At 37.1% G+C, this 23,803-nt stretch carries 11 protein-coding genes; 1 reads left to right on the top strand and 10 read right to left on the bottom strand.

Annotated elements, in window-relative coordinates; translation table 11 throughout:
• From JF259_RS06730 to JF259_RS06745, 4 genes are all read right to left on the bottom strand, one after another.
• Entirely contained in the window at positions 1-3,351 is a 3,351-nt protein-coding gene (locus JF259_RS06730) for a VCBS repeat-containing protein (RefSeq protein WP_199114546.1), read from the bottom strand.
• Between the two features lie 170 nt (positions 3,352-3,521).
• Positions 3,522-5,339 carry a RagB/SusD family nutrient uptake outer membrane protein gene (locus JF259_RS06735; RefSeq protein ID WP_199114547.1) on the bottom strand — a complete coding sequence of 606 codons (1,818 nt, stop codon included), beginning with the start codon at positions 5,337-5,339 and terminating at the stop codon, positions 3,522-3,524.
• A gap of 16 nt (positions 5,340-5,355) precedes the next feature.
• Positions 5,356-8,820, bottom strand: a complete 3,465-nt coding sequence (locus JF259_RS06740) for a TonB-dependent receptor (RefSeq protein WP_199114548.1) — start codon at positions 8,818-8,820, stop codon at positions 5,356-5,358.
• Between the two features lie 150 nt (positions 8,821-8,970).
• On the bottom strand, positions 8,971-10,134 hold the full coding sequence (locus tag JF259_RS06745; RefSeq protein WP_199114549.1) for a FecR family protein: 1,164 nt from the start codon (positions 10,132-10,134) through the stop codon (positions 8,971-8,973).
• A gap of 170 nt (positions 10,135-10,304) precedes the next feature.
• Between JF259_RS06745 and JF259_RS06750 the strand changes: the two genes are divergently transcribed.
• A complete protein-coding gene (locus JF259_RS06750; protein WP_199114550.1) occupies positions 10,305-10,916 on the top strand; it encodes an RNA polymerase sigma factor in 612 nt (203 codons plus the stop codon).
• Between the two features lie 65 nt (positions 10,917-10,981).
• On the opposite strand, the gene JF259_RS06755 is transcribed toward JF259_RS06750, so the two are convergent.
• The 6 genes from JF259_RS06755 to JF259_RS06780 form a co-directional block, all read right to left on the bottom strand.
• On the bottom strand, positions 10,982-14,377 hold the full coding sequence (locus JF259_RS06755) for an FG-GAP-like repeat-containing protein (RefSeq protein WP_199114551.1): 3,396 nt from the start codon (positions 14,375-14,377) through the stop codon (positions 10,982-10,984).
• Between the two features lie 58 nt (positions 14,378-14,435).
• Entirely contained in the window at positions 14,436-16,271 is a 1,836-nt protein-coding gene (locus JF259_RS06760; protein ID WP_199114552.1) for an amylo-alpha-1,6-glucosidase, read from the bottom strand.
• Positions 16,272-16,277: 6 nt separating this feature from the next.
• Complete coding sequence (locus tag JF259_RS06765; RefSeq protein WP_199114553.1) at positions 16,278-17,318, bottom strand: PEGA domain-containing protein; 1,041 nt, start codon at positions 17,316-17,318, stop codon at positions 16,278-16,280.
• 33 nt (positions 17,319-17,351) lie between these two features.
• The gene (locus JF259_RS06770) at positions 17,352-19,337 is read right to left on the bottom strand and encodes a glycoside hydrolase family 97 protein (protein WP_199114554.1); all 1,986 of its coding nucleotides are present in this window, start codon (positions 19,335-19,337) and stop codon (positions 17,352-17,354) included.
• Between the two features lie 140 nt (positions 19,338-19,477).
• Positions 19,478-21,871: a hypothetical protein gene (locus tag JF259_RS06775; RefSeq protein WP_199114555.1), complete on the bottom strand. Its 2,394-nt coding sequence runs from the start codon at positions 21,869-21,871 to the stop codon at positions 19,478-19,480.
• Between the two features lie 178 nt (positions 21,872-22,049).
• Positions 22,050-23,720 carry a RagB/SusD family nutrient uptake outer membrane protein gene (locus JF259_RS06780; RefSeq protein ID WP_199114556.1) on the bottom strand — a complete coding sequence of 557 codons (1,671 nt, stop codon included), beginning with the start codon at positions 23,718-23,720 and terminating at the stop codon, positions 22,050-22,052.
• Between the last annotated feature and the right edge of the window lie 83 nt (positions 23,721-23,803).

Raw genomic sequence — 23,803 nt, forward strand, 5'->3', positions numbered from 1 at the left:
CTATTTTTTTAGCTGTAAAAGCTTCATCGGACCATTGTTTACAGCAACGATAAGTGCTTTTCCCCCTTTATAGTTTATGAGTTTGATCTCCTTTACATCGTAGGGCAAATACAAGCCCGTTTCGAACATATTCTTAGCTTCAAATTCAAAGTTGCCTTTACCCTTTAAAAAAAGCCCAAATCCAGCATCATTTCTAGTGGTCTCTATTTCTGAACCAAACATATTTCCTGCTATGATAATGTCTTTTATACCATCATGATCAACATCATAGACTACTGATGTATTTACGTTGGATACTTGTGCTAAATTGGGTAGTGGTTTAATGTTGAACTTGGAATTTCCTAAATTCTCCAACGTGATACTTGCAAATGTTTTAGCTTCGTAATGCAGTGCATTGTTTAACTCTTCCAATCCATACACGTCCGATAGCGTGGCTGATGCAAATGTATTATAGCTTTCAAATTTCTTCTTTATATCCGGAATTTGCTGAGAGGAACAGGAGCGGCCTCTTAGAGGATACTGTTTACCATAGTTGTAATAACTTAGAACGATGTCATTTTTGCCATTATCGTCAAAATCGTCATAATGTATTGAAAACGGTTCTTGGGCTGTTGCTTTGTATTTATAATTTAAGCCTAAATTACCTAAAACATAATCATCATCTCCATCATTATCTATATCGTTTTTAGTAATACTAAACCACCAGCCTTCTGTATCCTGTAATCCTACTTTGTTAGTACTATTGGAAAAATTACCGTTGGTGTTTTCTAAAAATGTAATGGGCATCCAAGCACCTGTAAGCAATAGATCTAAATCGTTATCACCATCATAATCGGTCCAAACGGCATCGGTTACCATACCCAACTTTGCAAACACGGCTTCTTGGGTATTTATAAACTGTAATCTTCCTATTTCGTTTAACAGGTTTTTCAGCAAATAACTATCTGCTGGTTCTGGATATTTACCTGGCACCTGCCTACCTCCTACGAACAAATCTATATCGCCATCGTTATCATAATCTGCTGCCCTGACTCTAGACCCACTGGCCCTTAATTTTGGTAATCCTTCGAATAAATTAAAATTGCCTTCTCCGTCATTTATGTATAAACGGTCTTGATAGTTTTCGGCACCGATTTCGGATTCATTCCCTCCAGAAACCACATACAAATCCATATCGCCATCATTATCGGCATCAAAAAACTCGGCTCCTATATCTTCCCTAGAACTATCTGGAAATAATTTTAAAATGCGTTCAGTAAATGTTCCATCAGAATTTTGGAAAACTCGTTTCCCAATGCCTTCTAACGGGCCTCCAATATAAAAATCTTCTAATTCGTCTCCATTAATATCTGCCACGGCTATACCTGAACCCAGAGTTGACATTCTATGGGGTAGGAGTACTTCACGATCGTAATCGTCAAATTTATTTTCTTTATGTACATAGTTAATGTGAACAGACTGGGTAATATCTTCAAATAAAAAAGATTGACTTTCTTTTTTATTTGAAATTAAATCCACAGCAGAATTAACATTAATTGTAAGCGTTTGGTTTGCTTTTATACCCTTCAACACAGAAGTTTTTCCTGTATTCCATTTAACATAAATACTGTCGGCCTTTTTTATATTCCCCAATCCAAAATGTAAGATGTCTTCACTACTGGAATTAATGCCTCTGGCATTGGTTAACTCTGCTATTTGAAGACCTTTTTTATGATACAAGGTTGCCTTTGTGCCAAAAAAACTACAATGCTTGTTTGTATCAATAAAACTTAATCTTAGGTAATTATTATTACTGGTTTCGTTGGTGTTATTTCTATAGATAAAAGAAACCTCATCAATATTATTCACAACCAAATCCAGATCGCCATCATTGTCTAAATCTGCGCATGCAGCTCCAGTGGAGAATGTTTCTTGGGATAACCCCCATGCATCCACAACTTTATCAAACTTTAACCCATCTAAGTTTTTATACATAAAGTTTTTCGTTTTGTTTGAAGGGAAAAGTTGTAATAGTTCTTGGACATCTAAATATTGCCATGCATTAAAATTTGGGTCCTTATTGGGATTATGGGTTTCAATCACTTCTTTTATTTCATGATCTAATGCTTTTAAGGCATCTGTATTTTGAATTTCATGTCGAACCCCATTAGCAACAAATAAATCCAATAAGCCGTCATTATCAAAATCGGCCAACAGAGGTGCCCAACTCCAATCGGTATTGGATACGCCTGCTAATTGGGCTACATCACTAAAGCTCATGTCGCCATTGCTATTTACTCCATTGTTTAATTGTAATACATTAAACATGTATTGGTAATGTCCGCCATTGGCTACTGTTTGCCAAAATTTAGCAGGATTCATACCACTCATATTACTTTTGAGTTTAAAGTTGTCTTCGGCAACCATATCTACAACTACAAAATCCATCCATCCATCATTATTGATATCACCTATATCCGCCCCCATACTATAGTAAGAGGTATGCATGATATAATCGTATATTTTATTGGAATAGGTTCCATCCTGGTTACTCACAAAAAAGAGGTCGGGCGTTTCATAATCATTGGCCACATAAATATCTTGCCAACCATTATTATTAAAATCCGCAATAACGGAACTTAATCCATAGCCCAAGCCCAAAATACCTGTATTGTTCTTGGCAGGAAAGAAGAAATTATTTTTATTCTCCAACAGACGGTAATTCTGTTCTGGTTTTATACGTTTTTCTCCATTATTAGGAGCCAAGACATGTGAATTACGTGGTTGATTAATTATAAACACATCTAAATCGCCGTCTTTGTCGTAATCGAAAAAATTAGCTTGGGTTGTACGGTTATTATCATTTAGCCCATAAGTCTTGGCGACTTCTTCAAATTTTAGGTTTCCTTTGTTGAGATATAATTCATTTTCCCTTAGATCTGGCCTGTCATCATAAAGGCTTTTACAAACATAAATATCTTTAAGTCCATCATTATTTACATCAACGATAGTAACATGAGTAGACCATCCTCCTCTGTTTAAAATCCCTGCTTTTTCTGTGATATCCTCAAATACCAGATCGCCTTTGTTCAAATACAATTTATCACCAACCTGATTCCCTGAAAAGTAAATATCTTGAAGCCCATCATTATTTATATCGCCTATGGCAACACCTCCCCCTTTATAGAAGTTCTTATATATAAATATGTTTTCTTTATCGGTATCTTCTAGAACATTACTGAACGTTACATTGGTTTCCGAAGGTGATAACAGGCTAAATAATTGTGCTACTTTTTGCTGTGAATGCGCAAAATTAACCAGCAATCCTACTAATAAGCCATAATATTGTATTCCCGATCTGTTAAGCATCATAATAATATCCTTATTGTCTTATAATTCTTTAAGAAATGGGAGCTTTTTCATTTAATAAATTATAATTCATTTTTATAAAAATATAATCAAACTAATAAAACCCCGGATGATACCGGGATTTTATTTGTTCTATAAAAATAACTTTATGAACTAAACCTACTTTTATCTCTCTACTGTAAAGGATCAAAACTTCCTCCAGGCCATCCGGCTGTTTGTACTAGTGATGGATTTCTATCTATTGCTGTTTGAGGCAAATCCCAAAAGTAATACTTGTCCTGATAGTCTATAGCGTCACCATTATCTGTGGTATTTCCAAAACGTTCTACACTTTGTACCTGCGTATCGAAATAAGTGTTATATGTTGCTGCATCATTGATATCTATACTTCCTCCAAGAATCATATTCTCTAAAGCAATTCTGTCGTCAAGAATTTCATCAGACGGATCCAAAGCATCAAATGCTGCTGTCCTAACTATATAATAACCCCTTCTATATGTGCCATTGATATCTTCATACATTCTACGCCTTCTTAAATCATAAGAACGCTTACCTTCAAAGGCCAATTCCAAGCGTCTTTCGAGCATAATGGCGTCACGTAACTGACTTTGACTCATACCAGCCTGTAAGCCATATAGGTTATCACCTCCTGCATCAATTCCAGCACGTTCTCTTATATCGGTTAATATATCGTAAATTAAAGCACTATTGCCCCCTACTTCGTTTGCCGCTTCAGCTAAGTTCAATAACACCTCTGCAAAACGAATCTCAATCCAATCGGTAGTACCAATTAATGCTGCTGCTCCTCCTGGCACACTTCCATCTACAGCTTTTCTGCAATGAAATCCTGTTGGAGTAATTCTACTATCGGCTTGTGCTTCTATAGAACTTTCCTGAAAAGTCCATTCAATAACACTGGTTCTAACGGGAGCGGGGTCATTTAAATCCCAAATCGCAGAGTTCCAAGCAATACTCTTTGCAAATCTCGGATCGCGGTTCTCCCAAAGAATAACTGGATCGTAGGTATAGGCAGAAGTAGCATCATTAATAGATTTACCGTCTTTCATAGGGAATGCGTCCACCAAGCCTTTAGTGGCCTTGTTATAGGATTCACCATTGGTACCTACTACAAACGGACGACATCCAGCTTCTCTGTTATGTGAAAAGTTTTCTGTATAGCGCCGAACCATAATGGCCTCAACATTGCCTGCACTCTCGTCAAACCATAAACCTTCAAAATCTGGGTGTAACCCTTTACCATTAGCTTCTAAATTCGATAATGCCGCCTGATTTGCAGCAAATGCATCCTGCCATCGGCCTGCGCTTTGCGTAGGATCGAACTGTTCGCTTGCCCAATGGTTTAGTATTCTACCTTTATAAGCCATTGCAGCTCCTTTTGTAATACGTCCATAATCAGACGACGCATCGTCGTAAGCATCTGGAAGCAAACCTATAGCCGTATCTAAATCTGAACGTATTTGCGCCATACACTCAGTAGTTTTGTTTCTTGCTACATTAAGCGCTTCACCTTCATCTGAAGAACGAATTTCCAATACTAATGGCACCCCTCCATATGTAGAAATCAAATCGAAATAAATCTTAGCCCTAAAGAAAAAAGCCTGTCCCATTAAGGGGTCTTTGATTTCCGATTCAAAGTCTGACGCTCCTAATTCCTCTAAAGCAATGTTTATATCCCTTATCAATCTATAAGCACCGTCGTACATTGTTCTACTATTCGTATCGGTTTCCCCATACATTTCCCCAAATGTTCCATGAGCATCATCTGAAAAGCCTGCACTACTTGTAGGCCATCCATCCATTCCTCTATTATGGATTTGATTGATGAAGCCTTCTGCTAAATTGGCATCTGTCCATACACTATCTTCATTAAAAGCAGACAAGTCCTGTTTATCCAATACATCGCTGCATTGCATAACTAACACCCCTAATAGAACTGTTAAAATCTTTTTTGTTATATTATATATTTTCATTTCCATTCGATTTTAGTTAAAATGTTATATTAAGACCAATGTTATACGTCTTATTAAGCGGTACACCCCTTCCTGATATTTCTGGATCGAAATCCTTAATATCCTTTCGGTAAATAAAGAACGGGTTAGTAACATTAGAGAAGAGGCTTATTCTTTTAGCCCCAATCTTAGACACAATACCTTCTGGTATTTCGTAACTAAAATTAATATACTTCATTCTAATAAAATCTGCTCTCCTAACCCAAAATGTACTTTGGGTATGTATAAACCTAGAGTTAAATCTTGGAAAGGAAGCATTGGTGTTTTCTGATGTCCATGAATCTATCCAATTATCCCAGGATGCTTGACCTATACTGGTAAATGTAAATCTACCATTTGCTGGTGTAGCCTTATAATGTCCTGCTAATCCTTGAGCAAAAGCTTGCAATGAAAATCCTTTATAGGACAGGTTGAGCGTAAAGCCGTAATTAATTGGAGGTGTTGTACGGTCGGCTATAATTTCATTATCATTTCCATCGATGATACCGTCTGGTATTACGCCATCAAAATCGTCTGTACTGTTACCTCTTACATCCTTAAAGTACAATTCACCAAGTTGCGGATCACCACCACTTATAGTATACCCATCGGCTATTAATTGATCCAATTGTTCTTGTGTCCGAATAATACCCAAGGCTTTTAACCCCCAAATACGTTCAACGGATCTACCTGAAAGTAATTCGAAAGGTCTTCTTGATTCTGGTTCATCAATGGCTGCATACTTATTATCATTATAACCAAACTTAACGCCAAAATCATAATTAAAATCGGAGATATTATTTCTATAATTTGCTTCAATTTCAAACCCTTTTACATCAACTGCTCCATAATTTTCCGGAAGCAATGTAATACCTGTTGATAAAGGGATAAATCCTTCCCTAGAACCATAAAGATCACGTCTCTTATTTTTATATATTTCCAAAGAAGTGGTTAGTCTATGCCCTAAAAATGCCAAATCTAAACCTAAGTTAAAACTCGTTTGCGTTGCCCATGTTACTGCAGGGTCTGGTGTACCCCCAATAAATGTTCCTTGGGCAGAGCCATCACTGGTTCCTAAAACTCCAGCCGTACCAATGGTATACCGCTGTAAATAAGGGAACAACTGCGATAAAACATCATCATTTCCTGTTTTACCAAAAGATGTCCTTATTTTTGCAAAATCCACAAAATCTAACTTAAAAAAGTCCTCTTTACTTAGTACCCAACCTGCAGAAAGCGCTGGAAAATAACCCCAACGGTTTTCAGGTGCAAATCGAACTGAGGCATCTGCTCTAAAGGTTCCTTGTAATAAATATTTATCATCATACGAATAATTGAAAGAACCAATAACCGATTGCCTACCTGTTTCGGAAGCACCTCCTGACGCAAATTGCTGATCGGCTGCTGGGTCCGCTGCAAACAATTGAGGTACCAATGGAGAAATCAACCCTCTTCGTAGAGCAGAAATATTGTCAAAAGAGTATTCTGATTCTTCGTATATCGCAAATGCACTTACATCATGTTTACCAAAAGTGTTTTTATAATTTAAACGAAAGTTTAATTGATAGGTATCTTCTTCGTTTGTATTTTGAGCAATACTGTTAGTATTAGACCCGTCATCAAAACGAACACGCTCTCCAACAATCTCATCTGTTAGTAAAAAGCGGTTATTAGGGTCGGTACCAAAAGTATAGTCAGTTAATGGTAATCTCACCAAGTCTTGTTCGTACCTATTATTATTTCTGTTGTAGGTAGCTCCTACCTCTAAGCCCTCAACAAAGGGTATTTTATAGGTTAATGTAGCGATAATGTTGGTGTTTCTGTTTCGTCTATTATTCCATCCCTGTCCATTATCAATAATGTTACCTGCATTCCAACCATTAAAGTTAGCCACAAACAGTCCGTCTTTTCTTGCAGGTCCCCACATACCATTACGGGTAGCGGTCCTATAAAAATCCCCAAAATCTTCATCACTCCCATTCCATCTCCAATAAAACTCTTCTCTATTATCGTTTGAAGTTGCCAGGTTTAGGGAAACATTTAAATTATCTGTTATATCTACACCTACTTTAGCCCTTAAATTGGTCTTTTCGTAGCTCATGTTTTCAAACATTCCAGTTTCCCTAATATTTGAAGCCGATAAAAAATAATTTATGTTATCTGTAGCACCAGAAACGTTTACTGCATTTCTTGCCAAAATTGGGCTCACTCTAAATTGTTCGGCAAAATTACCGTAATTGTTTTGCCTAAGGTATTCCAACTCGGTAGCGGTAATATATTGGGGATCCCCAGCTGGCACATTCTCATATTCAAAATAGCTGTTCAATAATTTTGAATACTCATAAGCTGTAGTAAATTCTGGTTCGAAAGCAATTTCTGTAGTACCAATACTGGATGTAATATTAATACTTGGTTTTCCTGTTTTTCCACGACGTGTGGTAACCAACACAACCCCGTTAGCAGCTCTAGCTCCATAAACTGCAGCAGCAGAAGCATCCTTTAACAAAGACACGTTTTCTACTTCATTTACATCCAATAAGTCAAATTGTAACTTAGAGCTAACCACATTGTCAATAACATATAGAGGTTCTGTACTTCCGCTAAAACTACCCTGCGTTGCACCACGAATATTTATATTAGATGTGGTTCCAGGCTTCCCATTATTCTGTATTATATTAACACCCGAAAAACGTCCTGTAAGCGCTGTAGACAAATTTGTTGAAGGCATTTCCTGTAAATTGTCTTCGACATTAATTGAGGTTACCGAACTGGTTAACTTTCTTTTTTCAATTGTTCCATATCCTACAATCACAACTTCATCCAATTCTGAAGTATCTTCTTGAAGTGCAATATTATAATTGGCCTGAGCTCCAACCGTTATCTTTACGGTTTTAAATCCAACATAGGTAAATTGTAAAACATCGCCATCATTGGCTGCTATCGTAAAGTTTCCTTCAAAATCGGTTTGGGCTCCTTTGTTTGTACCTACAATAACAACATTAACACCGGGAAGTGGCACACCACTTGCATCTGTAATTGTCCCTTTAATTGCTTCCTGTACAGGTACAGGTATTGTTTCTATAACATCATCCTCCTTCTCTTCTTTTTCATTCTTGAGGATAATCTGCTTATTAAATACTTCGTAACTAATATCTGTTCCCGAAAACAGTTCCTTCAAAATTTTAGAGATACGCTTACGCTCTTCCTTAATGGTCACTATTCTCGTTACATCAACCTTTTTATTATCAATAAAAAACTTAAACTCGGAAAGCGATTCAATTTCATCGATAACTTCCTGAACACTTACCTGAGCCATATCAAGGGTAATCCGCTTGCTTTGGGAGTAGGTGTTCGCATTAGTTTTAAACAGTGCTACCAGAAGTAAAAGTGTGGTCAATTTCATTTTTAAGTCGAACTTAAATGCAAGTCCGGAAAAGCACCGAAACTTCGTTGTTTTTTTCATATTTTTGTAATGTTAATTTTGGTTAATTAATTTTAATCAAGCTTATAATCGGGAAATGTTGCGAGCATTTTCCGATTTTTCTTTAAGGCTTGTTAGGTTTTGCGAAGTGTTGTTATTTCATCATAGGCGATAGTTGTTTGGTTAATAATGTTAATTTATAATTACTTTGTTATCTATAATTTGATAGGCTATTCCAAAATTCTTATGAAAGGCCTCTAAGACTTCATCAATAGTTTCTATATCAAAATTGATACTAAATGGGTTTTCGTCCAACAATGCATTGTTATTGGTAATGGATACATTATAGTGTCTTTCTAATTTTTTACGTATTTTTTTAAAGGGCAAATTCCTAAAAATAAGTTTACCTTCAATCCATCCCGTATAGATATCTGTATTTACCTTGTTTTGTGTAAAATCATTTCCTGTTCTATCCCATGACGCCATTTTACCAGGAGACAAACTCAATGCTTCCGTTGAATTATAAGTTTCGGTTTCGGTATACAAGTGTATTTTTCCAGATACTAAAACTGTATTAATATGTTCATCCTCTTTATAAGAAGACACATTAAATTCTGTTCCCAAAACCCTTACATTCACTTTATCTGTAGTAACGATAAAAGGATGCGATTTATCTTCGGTCACTTTAAAATAGGCTTCTCCTGTTATATAAACCTGCCGTTTTAAATCTTTTAGAAATTTTACGGGATATTTTAACGATGATCCAGAATTTAAATACACTATTGTACCATCAGATAATTGTACTTGCTGCATTTTACCATAAGGTACATATAACTCATTATAAACCAGCTTTTCCAAATCTGGCTTTTCATCATAAACAATGGTATTGGCTTTTTGTAATGCTATTACCTGGCCTTGTTTGTCAACTACCGGATTATCTCCTCCCAGCACCTTTATACTGCCATCTTCCAATTTAAGTATAATCGCTTCATCATCAATTACAAGTTTAGGCAATTCAACTGGAACATTGCTTTCCTTTTGATTATAAATACTAAAATAATAGGTAACACCTAAGAACAAAACTAATAGTGCCGCATAACTCAAAACTGTGTATCGCCTTCTTTTAGTTTTTAAATTACCCCTTTCTAACCTAATTCGTGAAAGAAATTTAATATATGCTTCTTTTGAATTGTCATTAACATAATGCATGGACAGTAAATAATCTAACTCTATAGATTTTTCTATTTGCTCTTTAATTTCTTCATCAGAAAACAACTCCATTAAACGAGCAAGTTCCTTATCGGTGAGATTTCCGGCAAGGTATTTTTGAATTATTCTTTCTATCTTCTTTTTCAAGTTTTATTTCTTTATTTATTCAAAGAATTGAATGTTTTTTTGTCAAAACTTTATTTTTAGTGACTATCTTATACTTTATAAGACTTGTACTTTTTCAAAAACCCGACATTTTTTATTATTTTTTTTACATATTTGTATAATAGTTTAATTCCTTTTCAAAATACCATGCTTTGTTTAGTGAAGATAAAATATTAATACACGAGTTAAAAAAAGGAAACGAAAAGGCTTATAAACACTTATATAATGCCTATTACAAGCGTCTTCTTGTTTATTGCTTAGGTTTAACAAACAATTTACCTATGGCCGAAGACATTGTACAAAATACTTATATAAAAATTTGGACAAATAAGGATAGGATCACCATAACAACCTCCTTAAAAAGTTATCTTTTTCGATCTGTTTACAATAATTTTATTTCTGAATACAATAAAAAGCAAAAGGAGACAGCAGCTATTGAACAGATGAAGTTTCAGATACTAAATAATTTAATTGAACTTAATGATGATGTGCTTCAAAATAAACTAAGAGCATTGGAACATGCTATTGATGAGCTTCCTAAAAAATGTAAATCGGCATTTATCTTACATAAAAAACAAGGCTATAGCTACAAAGAAATTGCCATGCAAATGAATATCTCGGAAAGGACTGTTGAAAAACATATAAGTCGAGCCATTAGCCGCATCAAAAAAAGTTTATATAAAAAGTCTTCTCTCATATCTATTTTATTTTGGTTAACCTCCTCCTTAAGATCTTCTCAAAAACACTTTGCTACTTCTATTTAAAAGTAGACTGGAGATTGCTTTAGACTTTTAAACTATTTTAAAAGTAACCAAAACGCATAAATAATTTAATTATCAAATTCAACCATTTGCATAACATCATTATTCTTTGCAACTAAAATAGCTTCCTTTGCTTGACCCTTAAGCCTCAGTTTTTTTACCTGCTTTACATCGCCGCCCAAAAACAATCCACTTAAGCGTTCTGAAACAGGCATAAACTCTCCTTTTCCATTACCTTTTAACAACAAGCCATGACCAGCATCATTTCTTGGCGTTTCAATCTCTGAAGCAAACAAATTTCCTGTTAATACAATATCCTTGTTCCCATCCTTATCGATATCTTCTATCAGGATATCATTTACGGAAGATAGTTGTGCCTGATTAGGTAAGTCGAACGTCTTAAATGTACCATCTCCCTGATTTTCTATATATGATGTTGCAAAAGTATTGGCACTATACGACAAGGATTTATCTAAAATTTCTCCATACACTTCCTGTAATGTGGCCTGCCCGAAGTCATTGTAAGTTGGAAATTTCTTTTTAATAAAGGGCATTTGCTGGGAACTGCAAGACCGTCCTCTTAAGGGATAATTTTTTCCCAAATCGAAATAGCTCAATACAATATCTAAGGTTCCGTTATTATCAAAATCGGTTGTATGCACACCAAAGGGTTCTTTATAACTCGCTTTGTATTTATAGTTCTTCCCTAAATTTCCAACAACCAGATCCATGTCACCGTCATTATCCATATCGGCCGAGGCTATACTATACCACCATCCTGTTTTATCATTTAACCCGGATATCGCTGTAACATTTTCAAATGTATGCCCTGTATTTTTAAAGACAAATATGGGCGTCCATTCGCCTACAACAACCAGATCCTTTTTGTTATCTCCCGTTACATCTACCCATTCGGCATCAGTTATTAAGCCCAGTTCTTTAAGTTCTGGCAGCATGGATTCAGTTACATCTTTAAACATTACCTTTCCTCCATTTGAATCGTTTCTTAAAAGATAACTATCTGCTGGAAAAGGGTATTTCCCAGGAACCAATCGGCCTCCCACAAACACATCCTGATCCCCGTCATTATCAAAATCACATGATCGCACAACAGATCCGCTTGTTAGCATTTTTGGTAATGCCCCGACTGCTTTTACAAAATGCCCTTTACCATCGTTTAAGTAAAGCCTATCTTGTAACGCCTTAGAGGTTTCGCTAAACTCATTGCCACCGCTTACCACATATAAATCCAAATCGCCATCGGCATCGGCATCAAATAATTCGGCTCCAATATCTTCACTACCTCTATCGCTATACCATGCTTTTCCATCTATTGCTGTAAATGCATTGTTCTCCATTTGTAAATACATTGCTCCGCTAAAACCTTTTGATCCACCAATGTAAAAATCATCCAAACCATCACCATTAACATCGCCCACTGCTAAGCCAGGTCCAAAATTCGACATTTTATGGGGCAACAAACTTTCTCTTTTAAAATCGTCAAATTTATTTTCAATATGCTTATGATTCAGCTTTACCAAATCTGTTATATCCTTAAAATAGGTTTTGTCTGTTTTAATGTTGTTATTGTCAACTATTGCATTTCGATAGTTTAATGTCAAAACTTGATTTGCTTTTATGTTCTTTAATTCTTCTACCTTCCCATCTGGCCAGATTATTTTTAATGTTTCCAAAATATCGTTGTCTCCCAATCCAAAATGCAACACTTCGCTCACGGATGATTGAAAGCCTCGGGTTAGGTATTGCTCTAAAATCTGTGTTTGTTCATTATGGGTAGCAACTAATCGGGTCCCAATCCCGAAAGGATTCGTACTTGACCCCTCGAGCTTTACACTTAAATAATGTCTCTTTTGGTTCTCCGAAGTATTGTTTTTGTATATAAATGAGGTATCATCCGAATTATTGACCACAATATCCAAATCACCATCATTATCAAAATCGGCATAAGCAGCCCCATTGGAACTGGTTAGTATACGGTCGTTATCATTTAAATGTATCGTACCAAAGGTGAGATCACCATTATTTTTATAAAAGTAATTTTCTTTCTTCCGTTTTGGCATATGATCCATAATGTCCTTCACATAAGTTTTAAGATCTATATCCTGGCCAGCCTTCTTTAATTCAATAAGCTTTTCTTGCTGTTTTTTTCTATAATTTACAAAGTCGTTATTCCTAAAATCTCTTTTTATTCCGTTAGATACAAAGAGGTCCTTTAACCCATCGTTATCCATATCGAAAAATAATGGTGCCCAACTCCAATCGGTACTAGAGACTCCCGCTATTTGGGCGATATTCGAAAATCTGGGAAGCCCTCCATGAACTCCACTATTAAGCTGCAGTGTATTATACATGTACTGATGATGTAATCCCAAATCGACATGCTTGTAAAACCGTTCGGGATTCATGCCGCTCATACTGGTTTTTATATCATAATTATGTTCGGACATCATATCTACGGAAATAAAATCAAGTAAGCCATCGTTGTTGATATCTGCAATATCATTTCCCATGGAAAAATTAGAAATATGTCCTGTGGCTCCATTTATAACTTCTTTGAAAGTTCCATTTTTCTGATTGAGATACATATGATCTTTTTCTGAAAAATCGTTACCTACAATAATATCCGGCCAACCATCATTATTTAAATCACCGATAGCAATCCCCAAACCAAATCCAATGAGATTATTAATAATATTAGCCTCCTTAGTAACATCTTTAAACAGACCATTATCATTTCTAAACAAGCGCTCTCCCCTAAACTTCGATGCAACGTTTAAACTTTTCTCTATGGCATCATCGGGATATATCTCAATACCATGATTAATTAAAAACATGTCTAAATCGCCATCTTTGTCATAATCAAAAAAAGAGGCCTGGGTTGAAAAATGGGGTAAGTCCAACCCATATGTTTTGGCTTCTTCTTCAAATACTGGGATTCCTTCAGAATTATTTCCGCGGTTTATATATAATTCATTCCTTCGTTTATCGGGATCTTCTATTTTGCCCGATTTACAAATGTAAATATCCAAACGTCCATCGGCATTGACATCTACCATGGTCACTCCTGTCGGAAAACCATAACCTCCTTCTAAATTAGCTTCTTTGGTTACTTCTTTAAAGGTCATGTTACCCTGATTCAGATACAGTTTATTGGCTTTTAAATTGGACAGAAAATAGACATCACATAACCCGTCATTATTGAGATCGCCCACAGCAACCCCTGCTCCATTGTAATAGTATTCATAGAACAGTCCATTCTTAAAAACCGTTTCTGTGAGTTCATTTTTAAATGAAATATTTGTTTTTTCTGGAGAAAGAATAGTAAATAATTCACCCTTATTGACTGTTTGGTCTATCGCTTCTTCTTTCTTATTAGAGTGGCATGACGTAAACAGCCCTAACAACAGAACGATCAATTGATGTGCAATGCTATGATTCTTCATTTTAATTTTATTTATATGCTTCTCAAAATATTAGCAACAGGTTATTAAATGTCCTATATTAATTCACATATTCATTGGCAAGCAACAAAAACACACTTGCTGTCCATGTATAGGCAGGGTCTCGCAGAGATGCCCCCGTAATGGGATCGAAATTTTCTCCAAACCCATTATTGTTACACATCTCTACAAATCGCTTTGCCAGTTCTTTTGCATGGTCTGTTTCTTTACAGGACGCTAATCCATCTACAATTAAATAGGTTGTGGGTGCCCAAATAGCACCTCGCCAATAGCCATCTTTAGTGTAATACTCACTATAAATATTTTCTGTAGCCGGTCCGAATGGTGTAATAAAGCCTTTATCCGACCATAAATCGTTCACTAATTTTTTTCGGATCTGCGCGGGTAATCGTTCTCCCAATACCAACGGTAAAAAAGCCATAAGGCTCTTGCTGTTTTTATTCCAGTTTTCACTCCCAGAATACTTTGAAACAAATCGCCCATCAATCCAACTTCTGTTAATCATTGTATTTAACAAGTCATCTGCCCTTTTATGCCACTGTCCCGCTGCTTTCGTTTTTCCTAGTTGTCCTGCTATTTCTGCTAAAACATCCATTTGAATTACGAGATAGGCACTAAGTTCGGGGCCTTCCACATAACGATTTTCTGCAAATACCGACCCATTATCCCATCCCGAATCATTACCATGATGGTATTGGGGCATGCCATTTTTATCATCGTCCCGATAGGTCATCCAGAAATCTGTCCATTTCGATAAGGGGGTGTAGATTTCTTGCATTTTTTCTGAAGTCACTACCCCCATAGCCATCATTTTTTTTAGGGCCCATCCATGAATAGGAGGTTTTAAATAGCCTCTAATTAAACTGTGGTCATCCATACAATCTGGTAACGCTCCCAATTCGTGTTGCTGATCGAACATGATCATAAATTGATCCCAGGCCAGTTTTGGATTCCCTTCGGCTAGAGCCAATGCATTAAAACAATGATCCCAGCTCCAAACACGATGCATCCAGTTTTTAGACATTAGCATGGTTGACCTTTTAAGCAAACCTCTTGGTGAAACAATACTGGACCAGTTTATATAAGCTGCTAATGTTCTTGTATGGTCATACTTTTTATTTAACGGAAGGGTTTCCTCCATCCATTCTGAAAATTCATTTTTAACCTTTTCTACGGCATCATTAAATGTATTGGCATATTTGTGTTCGCTCCATTCGCTTTCATATTCTTCAAGAACAAAATCAATGGTACCATCTTTTTCTGGTAACTTATCTATCAGAATGCCTTTGGATATCTTATCTGTACTTATCTGAACATTTCCAGCGATGGATGTAAACATATAGCGTAAAAAATCCCCTTGAATAATTCTGAACTGCTTATTGTTTTTTGGCAAGGCATACGATTGTTTAACCGACAGCCTTACCCCTACACCTTTTTTTGAATAGAACCGTAAGGCCCTATTTCCATCAAAACAAATTTCAAGATTACCAAAATCAGTACTAACCCTTAATTTTTCTGGTGTTCCCACTATTTTTGAAGGTACTACTTCTCCCTTAAACGTGGGTTCTATTTTAATGATTCCCCGTTCTTCGCCTCTACCCGAAACATCCCATATATAAAGTCCTTTTTGGTCGTTTGTTCCTCTTGCCGAACAGGCCATAGAAGCCCCTTTCATACTAAAGGGCACTTCTGTTAGATTAAATTCAAGACTTCCGGGTGAGTATCCTTTTCCTAAAACATGCTGTTCTTTTGCAGCTACGAATGCACTTACTTGAGACCCTTTTTGTTTTTTTGAGCAAGAAGTAACTAATAATATCACTGCAAAACAGCCTAAAAGTATTCTTGCTTTTTGCATTATATATACCAATCTAATCATATTTTATCATTGTGGACATGCTCCCAAAGCACTTTCCTTAACGGTACATTCTAAAAAAGCATCTGGACCAATTCCCGAGTAAGTAGATCCATCCCTTACTTTACCCGAAATAAGGTCTTCATACCAGCTCATCCAAGGGTGAGAATACCCATATTTTCCGGCAGCATGAACAACCTGTCCGTTATCTGAAGGGACTTTTTCGCCCCTGTCTGGGTAGAACATCTCTGCGGTAGTATGCAACCATTCATGGATAAACATACCCGGGTCGTTTTGTTTGGCATCGTTTATCGTACCTTCAATATCATCGTAATACCTAATGGTGTAATATGACGCATCCGAATTTAGCTCGGTAACATCAAACCAGGCAATCCCAATAAAATTATCGATAAAGCAATTTTGCTGGGAACCTGCTCCACCTCTAAAAAAAGTAACTATTAAGTCGTAATCACCTTTATTGATATCTGTTATATAGTTATCAATGATACTGGGAGTAATCAACTTTTCATTACTTAACACAATGGTTTCATCACTAATATCACGCCTCTCTATTTCCCATTTTGTCGTGTTATACGAATAGTCTTCCACCTTGTCCTTAAAGCTCCAATTAAAAAATTCGTATGCCAGATCCAATTCGGCAGTTGTATACTCGCTTACACAAGCTCCTACATTCGCCGTCACTTTATTAACACCTATAAACAGTGCTTTCCAAACTTTAGGTCCCTGTAGGTCATTATTGTTCAAATCGACAGTTAAGGTTTTAGTTGTTACTTCTACGGTTACGGTTCTTCTTAAATAGGTTTTTGAATCTTTTAGACCAACACCAACCATGTGTTCACCTTTTTCTACAACTAGCTCTGATGGCGTTACCTTGCCCGTATAAACACCATCCAAATAAATAGCGCTACCAGGTTCGCTAGCAGTTACAAACAACTTATGTATGATGGATGTGGCTTTTGGACCAGAATCGTCTGCTGAATTACACCCTTGGGTTAGCATAATGGTAAAGAGACACAGTAATGGTAATATTATATATTTTATGTTGTTCATGATTTTCATTATTTAATTTAACCTTAGGTTGATTTATTGCACTGGCGTTAATATAACTGCCAATCCACCGCCTTTTGACAAATGAATTTTACTACTGTAAGCGCTATCCACAACCATTCTAGATTGTTTAAAATCGATAGCGATCCTATCGGCATTGATACCGTCCTGATACAAGGTCATCTCATATTTTTTATCCTTCGGAAGAAATGATAGGTTCAAAGTAAGATCTCTTGAACTCCAATCGGTCATAGCACCAACATACCAGTTATCTCCATGTTTTCTCGCTAACATTAAATAATCTGAAACCTTAGCGTCCAAAACTATGGTTTCATCCCAAACAGCGGGTACAGCAGATAAGAATTCCATACATTCAGGTTCTTTGTAATAATTGGAAGGGCTATCGCATAACATTTGCGATGGACTTTCAAAACAAACGTACATAGCCAGTTGGTGACAACGTGTGCCCAAGCTCATGGGCTTGTTCCAAGCCACACCAAAATTTTCTTGCTGGGTATTGATCATGGCTCCGGGCGTATAATCCATAGGACCGGCTACCATTCGTATAAATGGTAAGGTTACATTATGCTCTGGTGTAATATAATCGGCCCATTTGTTGTTTTCGTTCCCTTTAACACCTTCTCGGGTCAGTACATTGGGATAGGTTCTTCGCAATCCAGACGGTTTATAAGACCCATGAAAGTCTACCAATAATTTATGATCGGCACAGGCCTTGGCAATGCGTTCGTAGTACTTTACCATCCATTGATCGTCACGCTGCATAAAATCGATCTTCAAACCTTTAGCACCCCAACTTTGAAATGCATCCAAAGCAGCTTCCAGCTTTTGATCCAGAGAGCTCCAGGTCACCCATAAAATAAGGCCTACATTCTTTTCTTTTCCATATCGTATTAGGGCTTCCACATCCACTTCGGGCACCACATCCAATACATCCCCCAGTTTATACCAGCCTTCATCCAGAATAATGTACTCGAGACCATATTTAGATGCAAAGTCGATGTAGTATTTATAGGTATCTGTATTCACACCTGCCTTAAAATCCACGCCATAGATATTGTTATAGTTCCACCAATCCCAGGCCACTTTCCCAGGTTGAATCCAAGAGCAATCAGCTATTCTGGAAGGTTCTGCTAACTGATAAGTCAATTGATTGGTTATCAAGTCTGCATCTGTTTTGGACACTGCTATTATACGCCACGGAAAAGCCCTTGCTCCTTTGGTTTTTGCTATATAATTGGCTTTTTTAGAGACACGAATGGTTCTATCGTCTGTCCACCGTGTATTGTCTACTTTTTCTTCGAGTGCTACTGGCGGAAACACGGCTTGCAAGCTGTTATCCTCTGTTCCGGTAAGCCACATGCCAGGGTAATCCAAGAGCCCGGTTTCTGTAATGAGTAATTTGGTTTTACCCTGGGTGGCAATTAACGCGGGCAGGCTACATAGGTCTTCATTTGAAAGACTATCTAATGTCAAACGTTCATAGAGGCGCTCGTTATGTGATTGAAATTCGTCCTCTCTTGGGAAATAAACCAGATTGTTATTGGTAAAATTGAACTTTGCCGTTTCGGATGTGACGATCAAGTCTTTATCGAATTGCGTTTCAAACCTATAGGCTACGCCATTATTAAACGCCCTAAAGACCACTTTGTAATTACCTTTAAACGTAAGCGTGATCTCATTAAAACGATCCCTTATTTCGGCACTCTTTACTTTTAATTCAGGATAAAGCATTTTATCTACAGATCGGGATTGCCTTTTTATAAGTTTGGGATGGGCTCCTAAAACATTATTTTCATTGACTGTTAATGCTAAAGTAGCTGCATCTATAACCTGTTCCTGATCTACAAAAATGGAATAGGTAATTGCCTGATCGACTTTGACCTCAACTACAATTGTGCCATCGGGAGACTGTAGTTTAAAGTTTTTGTCCTTTGCCAAAACTGTATTAAAAGCAAGGAACAGCAAGACGCATATAGGTATTTTAAATAGTGATGTTTTCATCTTTAATTTTTATTGTTTTTCATCGGTCAGATGTAATTACTCACGTCGTAACTATTTGATTTTAACGTGTTCGTGAACCTTTGGTTCCGCCAATAGACATTCTCGATTGGTATCAAGATTTGTTTTGGCTCATTTCATAATTAATTAGGAAATAATTCTACTCTTATTTTTTCGTTGGCATCATCGTCAGAAGATAACCATACTTCTGGGGTGAAGTCTGTATTATCTTTATCGTAGCTCATAACAAACACTTCTATGTTTTGTCCCTTATATGAAGCATCCAGTGGAATGTAATAAGTATAGTTACTATCCTTTTTGGCATTTACATACTCCCAGGTGTTGGATGGATACGAGACTGCCCGATCGGGTGCACCAACAAGCTTTCCGCCAATTTTTGCTGCCGCATAGGCACCTTCCTCACCATGTTTCCCGTTAAGGGCTACACTTAAATAACTGCCTTTAGGAATTTCGTTTAAGGTGAATTCGGATTTCCAGCTTTTAACAGCTGGCATTGCTATAGGATGTGCAAACAGGTTGGAGGCACGCCATTTTTTACGATCTAAAGGTTTACCTTTTTTAAAGCCTTCTATTTCAACAATATGTTGTGACTGACTTCTAAATCTTAAATATCTTATTTTTTTATGGATATTAATAGTTGACTTAAGATCTGCCAAGTAGGTTATGGTTTCCCAACGTTTTAAATCGGTAGACACCTCTACATAGTTACCTTCTTCTCGCAATAGCGGGTGCAGCGAAAAATAATCGGGCACATAAACGATTATCTCATCAACATCAACAACTTCTCCTAAATCCAATCGGAGTGCTCCTTTTTTTATCCGAAGATCGATATCATATTTTTTGGAAGGCCAAAATCCGGTTGCCATATCACCATCAAACAGGTTTTTGTCCCAAATGCCTCGATCCACAAAAGCGGATTGCTCAAAAAAGGCGTCCCGGGCTTTTCTAACTTCCGGAATGGAAGTGTTTCCCGAACGATAGAGCGAACGGACTTCCAACGCATTATTATCGGCCGCAAACAAAGTGGCTTCGTATAAGGCCTCAGCATCTTCGGGAATACTAATTTCATTAAACCCAGCTAACTTTCTATTCGGATCTAATTTTAATTGTTCTCCACCGAACCTTAGTTTAATATTTTTCCCTTGGACTAACTTTTTATCTTCTTTTCCGTTTATTAAAGCTGATTTGTAATCATTATACTTGTCAAGATTAATTGTTGCCTCAGATCCAGGCTCACCCACTACATCAATTAAAACAGATTTACCATTTACATTTCTAAGCACATTAAATGCTGCTCCTTTTATTAGAGGGTCATCATAATCTTCTGATGTTACCAGGTACATGGCGGAACGGAAAGGAGCCACTTCTACAGGAATGTTATCATTATAGTTATACGTTCCTAGGTATTTTTCGTTTGGATGTAATTGAATTAATTTAACATCCGACGTGTTGGTCAACCCTATTTCCTTATTCAATGTTAATTGATATTCTACAGGTGACCAGGTTAAATTTCTTAGGGTAATGATTCGCGTTTTTTCATCTCCACGGGCAACCGCATTGGGGCCGTATTGCGCTTCAGGCAAAACCATACCGTTTACAAGAATATCCTTGTATTTCCTATGTACATTATAAATTCTCGCCAATTTGGGAAATTCGTCATCCCTTAAAAACCATGGATTCCCATAAATTTCTGGTGCAAGAATCAAACTTCTGTTAAATGCTTGCAAAACCAGATCGTCATCCCAATAATCGAGACATGACGACAAACATACCCCATGATCTTCTGTTAAGCGTTGCAAGCCAGGCACCAAACCTCTTGATATGGCTCCTGCTCTATGATGAGGTGCTGTTACATCGTTGGTCATAAAAACATCGACATAGGTTTCAGCGCCGCCAAACAAAAATGTCGTAGCATAAGGCTTTCCTTTGTTTAATCCTAAGCGGTGATTCAACAGGATGAGATCGGGGCTATACTTTCTGCTTTCCTGCATCATATGTATAAACGCATCTTCTTTTTCCGGACGCAATGGTCCGCAAACGGCATCGAACTTGAACAAGGCAAAATTGTAATCGCGGCAAAGGTCTACCATTTGGTCCGTACGCTCTTTTTCTTCTTCGGAACTATCTCCAAAACCATCGGGGCCACCCCAAACACCAAGACGAATACCTATGTCTGTTGCTTTTTTGTAGATAGAATCCAACCCATAAGGAAACTGGTTCTTAAACCGATCGGACTTTACACTTCCATAAAAACGTTTACCATCAATGGCTCCAGCATCAAAGGCATAAATATCTAGTTGCATGCCGTACTCCTGCTTCAACCAGTTAAAAAAGTCCAGATTTATTTGCGTCTGTGCTTCTGTAGGTCCCTCATTAGTGTTATTTATCCACGAAAAATACTGTGCTCTTGAAGGTGTTTTTTCATCGGCTCCGGGATAAATCTTTTCTTGAGAATGGAAAGTTTGTACACACACCAACAAGGTAAGCACCAGCACAAGGCTTCTTGTGTTTTTCATAATGAAAAGTATTGTTATATAGTTATAGGAAAACATGCCTTTTGAAACGCCCTTTCTTATTGGAAACATCTCAAAAAAATGCATACATACATTAATATGTTCAGAATGAATCTCTACCCCTGAATTGGGGTAGAGTATTCAACTTAAACTAATCAAACATAATTACGAACTCAATGTTTTACCAGCCTGGATTTTGTTCCATACCTGTTACATCAATTTCAGCTTGTGGAATGGGCCATAAACCATGTTTACCGGGATCGAAAGTACGCTCTCCCCATGTTAAGGTAACATCGTTTCCATTTTCATCTTTATAGGTTAATCCCTTAGGCACGCCTGGCATAACATCCTTAGCAATATCCCAGCGTCTTATATCAAATAAACGTTGTCCTTCGAATGCCAATTCTACCCGTCTTTCCCGTCTTACGATCTCTCTTAGCTCGGCCTGGGAAAGTCCTGTAGGTATTTCAGGCATCATAACATCTGGCCTTTGTCTCACTTGATTAATAGCATCATAAACAGAGGCATCAATAGCACCGGCTTCAATTTTTGATTCGGCATACATCAATAAGGCATCGGCATATCTCATAAGAATGTAATGTACGCCTCCATCCCAAACATTTGATACATCGATATCTTCATTCGAAATATATTTTAACCAGTTGTATCCTGTTGATGTTTTATTCCATTGACCACCTGTTCCGTCGGTTAGATCATCACCAGGAATTATGGTTTTTCCCGGATAAGTTGCTCCCGGAATGGTGTTATAAACCCCTCCACGCCAATCGGCTCCGGGATATAGTATTGAATACCCTAATCTTGGATCTCTGTTGTCATATGGATTCTCAGAATCGTATAAAGGGGAGTCTTCAATGGTTTTACCATCGGTAAGTTCGTAAGTATCTACCAGCGATTGCAAGGGACACGATACACTCCAGCCACCTACGGAGTTCGGACCAAAATTTAACCAATAGAACTCACCTTCATCAACATCCTGTTTTACCTGTACATCCAAAATAACTTCGTTATTACCAATACCTTCATAAGTAAACAGGTTTTCATAACTAGGGTATAAACTATAAACACCTAGATCCATAAGTTCTTTGGATGCTGCGGCCGACTCAGTCCATTTTTCCTGCATTAACAACATCTTAGCTTTTAAAAATAGAGCTGTTCCCCTGGTAACACGCCCTTTATCACTACCTCCATAGGTTAATGGTAAATCCATTTTAATGGCATCAAGTTCTTCTACCAAGGCATCCAAAATAATATTTCTATCGGTTCTTGCTGCTCCAGCCGCTGGTGTTAAACTTCCATCATCGTTTACTGTTGGTGTAAGTTCTTCTGGTGATATACTCGATGTTAAAAAAGGAACATCACCAAATAAATAGGTTAAGTCAAAATAAAAGTAGGCTCTTAGTACCTTAGCTTCCGCTAAAAGTCGGTCTTTAAAATCGGGATTGATATCGGTAACCCCATCGGCACCTTCCAAAATTCTGTTAACCCGTTGAATGCCTTTATAGCGTTCTCTCCAACGCGCTGTAGAATACCCTTCGCTTGCTCCTGCTGTTCCATCTGCCAATCGGTATGCCGGGTCCCATGAATGATGATCAATAGCGTCATCGGTTACTATATCCAAACGTAGCATATCGGTTCCTCTTCCCCATTCTCCCCAATCGTTAAATCCAAGTACATTATAAGCTGCATTAACCGCAAATACCAAATCTTTTTCCTGTTTAAAAAAGGTTGCTGTTGAAATAGCATCACTCGGTGATTTTTCTAAAAAAGAATCATCACAACTTACTATAAAGACTATAGTAAGTAAGGTAAAAATATATCTATATTGTTTCATGTGTTTATATTTATTGTTTTCAAATTGTCACATGTAACATCCATATGATCATTCCGTTGTGTTTCGAAATTTAGCCATGGATG

It is taken from the genome of Snuella sedimenti (genome assembly GCF_016428595.1).
Lineage (GTDB): Bacteria > Bacteroidota > Bacteroidia > Flavobacteriales > Flavobacteriaceae > Snuella > Snuella sedimenti.